Consider the following 7,375-nt stretch of genomic DNA (forward strand, 5'->3'; position numbering starts at 1 on the left):
GGGCGTGCCGCTGTTCGCCGGGCCCGGCGCGATCGTCTCCGTGATCCTCGCCGTGCAGAAGGCCGACAGCGTGGCCACGCAGGTGTCGGTGTGGGTCGCGATCCTCGCGATCCACGTCGTGCTGTGGGTGGTGATGCGGTACTCGCTGCTGATCATCCGTGTCATCAAGGACGGCGGCGTGGTGCTCGTGACGCGGCTCGCGGGCATGATGCTGTCCGCGATCGCGGTGCAGCAGATCATCAACGGGGTGACCCAGGTGATTCAGGGGAGCTGACGCCTCCCGGGACATGCGCAGAGCCCCGTACGGCAGTGCTGCCGTACGGGGCTCTGGAGTGTGTAAAAGCGTCCGCGCGTTATGAGGCGGACGAGTCGGCCGGGCGGATCCAGAGGCGCTGCCCGATGGCGGCGGCCTGCTGAACGATCCGGTTGACGGAGGCGGCGTCCACAACGGTGCTGTCCACGGGCGTGCCGTCGACATCGTCGAGTCGCATGATTTCGAAGCGCATGGGCTTCTCCCTTCGTCTGGTCATCCTCCTGAGGAGAACTACTTGTGTGGTGATCCGTGAAGCGCGTGTGCTCCCCGTTCCATACGGATTCAACGGGGTGCGTGTTACAAACATTCCCTACGCTAAGGAAAATTTTCGAGAACCTAATTACTGACACGTAAAGATCCGCAGCCGTGGGCTTCGGCGCGGTGAACCGCGAACTGACCGGGACCGGTTGTGTTCGCAGCGTGACGGCCGGGACAATGGTGCGCAATGAACGACGACCTCATGGGACCCGACGACCTCGCGATGCTCGGCGCCCGTATCGACCGCACGAACGAGCTGCTGCAGCGCATGCTCGCCGAGGTGGCGAAGACACCCTCCACCCATGCGATCTTCGTCGACGCCGGGTACCTGTACGCCGCCGCCGGCCGGCTCGTCACCGGGACCGAGGACCGCCGGGCCTTCGACCTCGACGCCGAGGGCCTGATCGAGGCGCTCATCGACAAGGCGCGCTCGATCTTCGCCGACAGCCGACTGCTCCGCGTGTACTGGTACGACGGCGCCCGGCGCCGCATCCACACCGCCGAGCAGCAGTCGATCGCCGAACTGCCCGATGTGAAGGTCCGCCTCGGCAACCTCAACGCCAACAACCAGCAAAAGGGCGTCGACTCCCTCATCAGGTCCGATCTGGAGTCCCTCGCCCGGCACCGCGCCATCAGCGACGCCGCGCTCCTCGGCGGCGACGAGGACCTCGTCTCGGCGGTCGAGGCGGCCCAGGGCTACGGCGCACGCGTACACCTCTGGGGCATCGAGGCCCCCGAGAACCGCAACCAGGCGGAGCCCCTGCTGTGGGAGGTCGACAGTCAACGCACCCTCGACCTGGAGTTCTTCAAGCCCTACGTGTCACGGCGCACCGCTGCCACGTACGACGCGTCGTCGGCGATCCGGCCCACCCGCGAGGACGTGCGGTTCGTCGGCGCGCAGATCGCCGCGAAGTGGCTTGCCGAGCGGGGGCGGGCGGCGGTGGCCGAGCTGCTGCCCGGGCATCCGTATCTGCCCGGCTCGGTCGACCAGGACCTTCTGGTGGAGTCGGAGGGGCTGCTGCAGTACTCGCTGCGCGGACAGGCGGATCTGCGGCGGGCGCTGCGGGACGGGTTCTGGGAGCACCTGCAGGCGCAGTACTAGGGGGTGTTTGAAGGTCCTGTGCGGTGCCCGCGGTGTTCGGTGCGTGCCGGGCGCCGTGGGTGCTGTGCGGGACTTTCAAACACCCCCTAGTACTGCCCGTTCTGCGTCCGGTCCCAGAACTCCGCGAGAGCGCGGGCCGTTTCCAGCGGCTGGTCCGTGTTGGGGGAGTGCTCGGCCTTCCGTACGACGGTGCGGTGGGCGTCGAGGCGTCCGGCCATCTCGTCGAGCAGCGGGATCGGCCAGGTGTCGTCGCGCTCGCCCGACAGGACGTGCTTGGGCAGCGGTACGGCGGCCAGTTCGGCCACACGGTCCGGCTCCGTGCAGAGCAGTCGGCCTGTCGCGATGAGCTGGGCGGGGCTTGTGGCGAGCCAGCGGCGGCGGAGGTCGGCGCGGTCGTCGAGGCCGTCGTCGAGGGTGCCGTCGCGGGCGCCGGTGTCCGTCTCCTCCGGAGCGTCCATCGCCTGGATCGCGTCCCACACCTGCGCCATGTCCATCACCGCGAGCGCGTCCCTGAGCAGTTTCACCCGCTCCTGCTGCGAGGTGGAGATCTGGGCCGGGCCCGACGCCATGAGCGTGAGCGACACGAAGGGGGACGCGTCCAGCAGGACCGCGGCGCGGGCGATCTGGCCGCCGAGGGAGTGGCCGACGAGGTGCACGGGCGTACCGAGGGCGTGCGCCTGCGCGAGCACGTCCCTGGCCAACTCGTCCTGCGCGTAGGCCGTTTCGTCGTCCTCGGGGCCGGCCGACTCGTACTGCCCGCGTCCGTCCACGGCGACGGTCCGGTACCCGGCCTCCGCCAACGGCGCGTGCAATGCGATGAAGTCCTCCTTGCTGCCGGTGAACCCGGGCAGCAGCAGCACGGTTCCCTTCACCGTCGGCCGCGCGTCCGTTGCCGCAGCCGCCGCGTCGAGCGCGGCGAACTCACCGCGCGCAGTGACGAGCCGACGGGCACGGACACCGGCGGGCGGGGTGAAGGTGGGGGGCCGACTCATGCTCCGAGGCTATAGCTGGCGGGGGCGCCTGTCGCAGGGGGGTGGGGGTGCCTGTTGCGGGGGTGCGGGCGCCGTTCGCGTGGGGGCCGGTGGGTGGGTCGGGTCCGTGCCGGTACGTCTTGCCCGTCGCCGCGTGGGCGTACTGCCCGGGAGTCGAGCATGGCGAAACTTGGCTGGGGGCCGGCTACGCGACGGGCAGAGACGTACCGGCACGGACCCTTCCGTGCGTACTCGGCTGCGGGGGCGTGGGGGCGTGCGTGTGCCGTGGGTGGTCGGCGAAGCCGCGTCACTGCGGGCGTGCGTGGAGCTGGGGGCGGCTGCCCACCCGGCAGCGGGGTGCGTGTGGCGCCGAGGGGCGGCGAAGCCTCGTTACTGCGGGCAATCGTGCCGCTAGGGGCGGCACGGGGTGGGCGCAGCGGCACCTCGTAAGCGCCGAGTTGCGTGACCCACCCCCGGCCGGCACCCATACCGGGTAACCGAGCAAAGCCACGGGGCACCCGGGGTTTGCCCACCCACCCCCGGTGTCTGGTGGTGTCGGGGGACGCCGATGGCCCGGGCCCACGGGAGGTGGGACCGGGCCATCGGCGGGTGGGTCAGCTTTCCGCGGGGTCCGGGGCGGCCACGGCCTTACGCGTGCGCCGACGCGGCTTGACCTCGGCGGCGACCTCAACCGTGTCGACCACGGTTTCGGCAACCTTGCGGGTGCGTCGGCGGGGCTTGACCTCGGGTTCCTCGGCCGTCTGGGCGGGGATGGTGGCCTCGGCGGTGTCGACGGCGGCTTCGGCAGCCTTGCGGGTGCGTCGGCGGGGCTTGGTCGCGGTGGCTTCGGCGGTGTCGACGGCGGCTTCGGCGGTGGCCGGGGCGTTCGTGGTGGCCTTGGCGCGAGTGCGGCGCGGCTTTGCCTCGACCGTCTCGACAGGCTCCGTGACCTCGGTGGCTTCCGGCGCGACGGCCGCGGCCTTGCGCGTACGCCGCGGCTTGACCGGTGCGGCCGGCGCCTCCGTGGCAACCTCCACCGTGTCGACGACGGCCTCCGCAGCCTTGCGGGTGCGTCGGCGGGGCTTGACCTCGGGTTCCTCGGCCGTCTGGGCGGGGATGGTGGCCTCGGCGGTGTCGACGGCGGCTTCGGCAGCCTTGCGGGTGCGTCGGCGGGGCTTGGTCGCGGTGGCTTCGGCGGTGTCGACGGCGGCTTCGGCGGTGGCCGGGGCGTTCGTGGTGGCCTTGGCGCGAGTGCGGCGCGGCTTTGCCTCGACCGTCTCGACAGGCTCCGTGACCTCGGTGGCTTCCGGCGCGACGGCCGCGGCCTTGCGCGTACGCCGCGGCTTGACCGGTGCGGCCGGCGCCTCCGTGGCAACCTCCACCGTGTCGACGACGGCCTCCGCGGCCTTGCGGGTGCGGCGGCGACGCGGCTTGGCGGCAGCCTCCGTCGCGTCCGTGCCCTCGGCCGTGGCGACCGCGGCCTCCGCGGCTGCGGGGACCGACGGCTCGACGGCCGTGGCGACCTCGGTGACCTCGACGGCGGCCGTGGCCGCCACCGGCTCACCGGACGCCCCGGCGCGCGTGCGGCGGCGACGGCGCGGAGTGCGCGGCTCACTGGCCTCGACGGCGTCGGCGACGGAGGACGAAGACGTGGACGGCGACTGCGGAGCGGCGGACGTCTCGTCCGACGCCGACCCGCCGCGCGTACGACGGCGACGCCGCGGCGTACGCTCCGCACGCTCGCGCTCGGCGACCGGTGCGGGCGCCGACGAGCGGCCACCGCGGCCGCGCGGACCACCGCGTCCGCCGGTCTCACCGAGGTCTTCGACGACCTCGGCGGACAGGCCGGCCCGGGTGCGCTCGGAGCGCGGCAGGACGCCCTTCGTGCCGGCCGGGATGTTCAGCTCCTCGAAGAGGTGCGGCGACGTGGAGTACGTCTCCGGCGGGTCGCTGAACCCGAGGTCCAGCGCCTTGTTGATGAGCTGCCAGCGCGGGATGTCGTCCCAGTCGACGAGGGTGATCGCGATGCCCTTGGCGCCCGCGCGGCCCGTACGGCCGATGCGGTGCAGGTACGTCTTCTCGTCCTCGGGGGACTGGTAGTTGATGACGTGCGTGACGCCCTCGACGTCGATACCGCGGGCGGCGACGTCGGTGCACACCAGCACATCGACCTTGCCGTTGCGGAACGCGCGCAGCGCCTGCTCGCGGGCGCCCTGGCCGAGGTCGCCGTGGACCGCGCCGGAGGCGAAGCCGCGCTGCTGGAGCTGGTCGGCGAGGTCCGCCGCCGTCCGCTTCGTGCGGCAGAAGATCATGGCGAGACCGCGGCCGTCGGCCTGCAGTATCCGCGAGACCATCTCCGGCTTGTCCATGTTGTGCGCGCGGTAGATGAACTGCGCGGTGTTGCGGACCGTCTTGCCCTCGTCGTCGGGCGACGTGGCGTTGATGTGCGTGGGCTGCGACATGTAGCGGCGCGCGAGGCCGATGACCGCGCCCGGCATGGTCGCCGAGAACAGCATCGTCTGACGGCGGGCCGGCAGCATGTTGATGATCTTCTCGACGTCGGGCAGGAAGCCCAGGTCGAGCATCTCGTCGGCCTCGTCGAGGACGAGCGCCTTGATGTGCTTGAGGTTGAGCTTCTTCTGGCCCGCGAGGTCCAGCAGACGGCCCGGGGTGCCGACGATGACGTCGACGCCCTTCTTGAGGGCCTCGACCTGCGGCTCGTACGCCCGGCCGCCGTAGATCGCCAGAACGCGTACGTTGCGGACCTTGCCCGCGGTCTGCAGGTCGTTGGTGACCTGGGTGCACAGCTCGCGCGTCGGGACGACGACGAGGGCCTGCGGGGCGTCGGTGAGCTGCTCGGGCTGCGCCCGGCCCGCCTCGACGTCCGCGGGAACGGTCACCCGCTCCAGAAGCGGGAGGCCGAAGCCCAGCGTCTTGCCGGTGCCGGTCTTGGCCTGGCCGATGACGTCGCTGCCCGAAAGGGCGACGGGGAGCGTCATCTCCTGGATGGGGAAGGCGGTGACGATGCCGACGGCCTCAAGGGCCTCGGCCGTCTCGGGGAGGATTCCGAGCTCTCGGAAAGTCGTAGTCAGGGTGCTGCCTCTTCTGTGTACGCGGTGCGAGGCGAGCGCGGGGGTCGTGTCGGGACCGTGCCGGGGACGTCGGCCGCTCCGTGAGGGCGGGCCGAGTGGCATGGGACCACTGCCGACGCTCGAGCTCTCGTACCGCTGAGGGTTCCCTCCGGACGTCGTACGCAATGTGCCGTACGGCCGAGGAGGGCTGTCGGGTCGGAGCCGATCGGGCCACCGACCGGGCATCCTCATACGTGCGGCCCGTCGAATATTCAGCGGGCGCATTACCACCATACCCCGGAATCGCGCACACGCGATGGCCGATTTGGTCACATGGTCGTCGTCACAGTGATTGACCAGGGACTTCCGTGCCGCGGTGAGCGGGCTATTGTGCGCTTCATGACGACGCCTGACAACGCCGCTGACACATCCGCCGAAGCCCCCACCCAGGCCACCGGAGTCGCCGCCCAGGACTGGGACACGGCCGCCGCCGACCCGCAGTACCGCGCCGCGGTCGTCGACCTGCTCGGAGCACTCGCGTACGGGGAGCTGGCCGCGTTCGAACGGCTCGCGGAGGACGCCAAGCTGGCGCCGACCCTCAGCGACAAGGCGGAGCTCGCGAAGATGGCGTCCGCCGAGTTCCACCACTTCGAGCAGCTCAGGAACCGGCTCTCGGCGGTCGGCGCGGAGCCGACGCAGGCCATGGAGCCGTTCGTCGCCGCGCTCGACGGCTTCCACCGCCAGACGGCGCCCTCGGACTGGCTGGAGGGGCTCGTCAAGGCGTACGTCGGCGACTCGATCGCCAGTGACTTCTACCGCGAGGTCGCCGCGCGTCTCGACGAGGACACCCGGGGGCTCGTCCTCGGCGTCCTCGACGACACCGGGCACGCCAGCTTCGCCATCGAGAAGGTGCGCGCCGCGATCGACGCGGACCCGCGCGTGGGCGGCCGACTCGCCCTGTGGGCACGCCGGTTGATGGGCGAGGCCCTGTCCCAGTCGCAGCGCGTGGTCGCCGACCGCGACGCCCTGTCGACGATGCTCGTGGGCGGTGTCGCGGACGGCTTCGACCTCGCCGAGGTCGGCCGGATGTTCTCGCGGATCACCGAGGCGCACACCAAGCGGATGGCCGCGCTGGGACTGGCTGCCTAGGACTTCTCGGCGGGGTTCCCGCGGCGCCTGCGATGCTTGCGGTGCTTGTGTCGGTCGGCTCGGCTACGCCGGCGCCGACCGGCGCCGAAATCTTTTCGCGGGCCGCAGCAGCAGCGACAGCAGCGCCGCGGCGACGGCCACCGCGCCGATCATGATCGCCAGGAAGTGGCCGGCGCCGAGCGCGGTGTGCGTGAGGAAGGCGCCGAACAGTGCTCCGACGACACCCGTCGACAGGACCAGACTGCGGACCGGGAGCCGGTCCGGCAGTCGGTACGCCGCCGTCCATGCCAGCGCGAGACCGAGCAGTGCGGAGCCGAGCGCTTCCAAGAACATAGTGGGGGTCCCTCCCGCACGGCCGGTGCAAATCGGTCGTAGCCGGTCTTACCCGCGACGTGCGGAATGCAATCCTCCTCTGTGCGCCGGTTGTGCTCCATCTGTGCAGTTCAGGCCAGAAAACAGTGCGGTTCGAGGCATAAGAATTTCGAGGCAGAAAAAAGGGGCCCGGGGGGCA

At 71.2% G+C, this 7,375-nt stretch carries 7 protein-coding genes; 3 read left to right on the top strand and 4 right to left on the bottom strand.

Features of this window, described 5'->3' with window-relative positions:
- On the top strand, positions 1 to 274 hold a 274-nt coding region (locus tag ACN6LB_RS26635), incomplete at its 5' end, for a MarC family protein (protein WP_445028125.1).
- 79 nt (positions 275 to 353) lie between these two features.
- Here the strand turns inward: ACN6LB_RS26635 and ACN6LB_RS26640 are convergent.
- Positions 354 to 506 (bottom strand): hypothetical protein, encoded by a 153-nt coding sequence (locus ACN6LB_RS26640; protein WP_105968294.1) that lies wholly within the window; start codon positions 504 to 506, stop codon positions 354 to 356.
- Positions 507 to 758: 252 nt separating this feature from the next.
- Here ACN6LB_RS26640 and ACN6LB_RS26645 point away from each other — a divergent pair, with 252 nt between their 5' ends.
- Positions 759 to 1,673 carry an NYN domain-containing protein gene (locus tag ACN6LB_RS26645; protein WP_356146176.1) on the top strand — a complete coding sequence of 305 codons (915 nt, stop codon included), beginning with the start codon at positions 759 to 761 and terminating at the stop codon, positions 1,671 to 1,673.
- Positions 1,674 to 1,759: 86 nt separating this feature from the next.
- Here ACN6LB_RS26645 and ACN6LB_RS26650 read toward each other — a convergent pair whose 3' ends face one another.
- Together ACN6LB_RS26650 and ACN6LB_RS26655 are read right to left on the bottom strand one after the other, a co-directional pair.
- Positions 1,760 to 2,665 carry an alpha/beta fold hydrolase gene (locus ACN6LB_RS26650; RefSeq protein ID WP_445028126.1) on the bottom strand — a complete coding sequence of 302 codons (906 nt, stop codon included), beginning with the start codon at positions 2,663 to 2,665 and terminating at the stop codon, positions 1,760 to 1,762.
- Between the two features lie 593 nt (positions 2,666 to 3,258).
- Positions 3,259 to 5,643 carry a DEAD/DEAH box helicase gene (locus ACN6LB_RS26655; RefSeq protein ID WP_445028127.1) on the bottom strand — a complete coding sequence of 795 codons (2,385 nt, stop codon included), beginning with the start codon at positions 5,641 to 5,643 and terminating at the stop codon, positions 3,259 to 3,261.
- 471 nt (positions 5,644 to 6,114) lie between these two features.
- Here ACN6LB_RS26655 and ACN6LB_RS26660 point away from each other — a divergent pair, with 471 nt between their 5' ends.
- Positions 6,115 to 6,864 (top strand): ferritin-like fold-containing protein, encoded by a 750-nt coding sequence (locus ACN6LB_RS26660; RefSeq protein ID WP_445028128.1) that lies wholly within the window; start codon positions 6,115 to 6,117, stop codon positions 6,862 to 6,864.
- A gap of 63 nt (positions 6,865 to 6,927) precedes the next feature.
- Here ACN6LB_RS26660 and ACN6LB_RS26665 read toward each other — a convergent pair whose 3' ends face one another.
- Positions 6,928 to 7,197, bottom strand: a complete 270-nt coding sequence (locus tag ACN6LB_RS26665) for a hypothetical protein (RefSeq protein WP_445028129.1) — start codon at positions 7,195 to 7,197, stop codon at positions 6,928 to 6,930.
- Positions 7,198 to 7,375: the final 178 nt, after the last annotated feature.

This window comes from Streptomyces sp. SAS_270 (genome assembly GCF_052543295.1).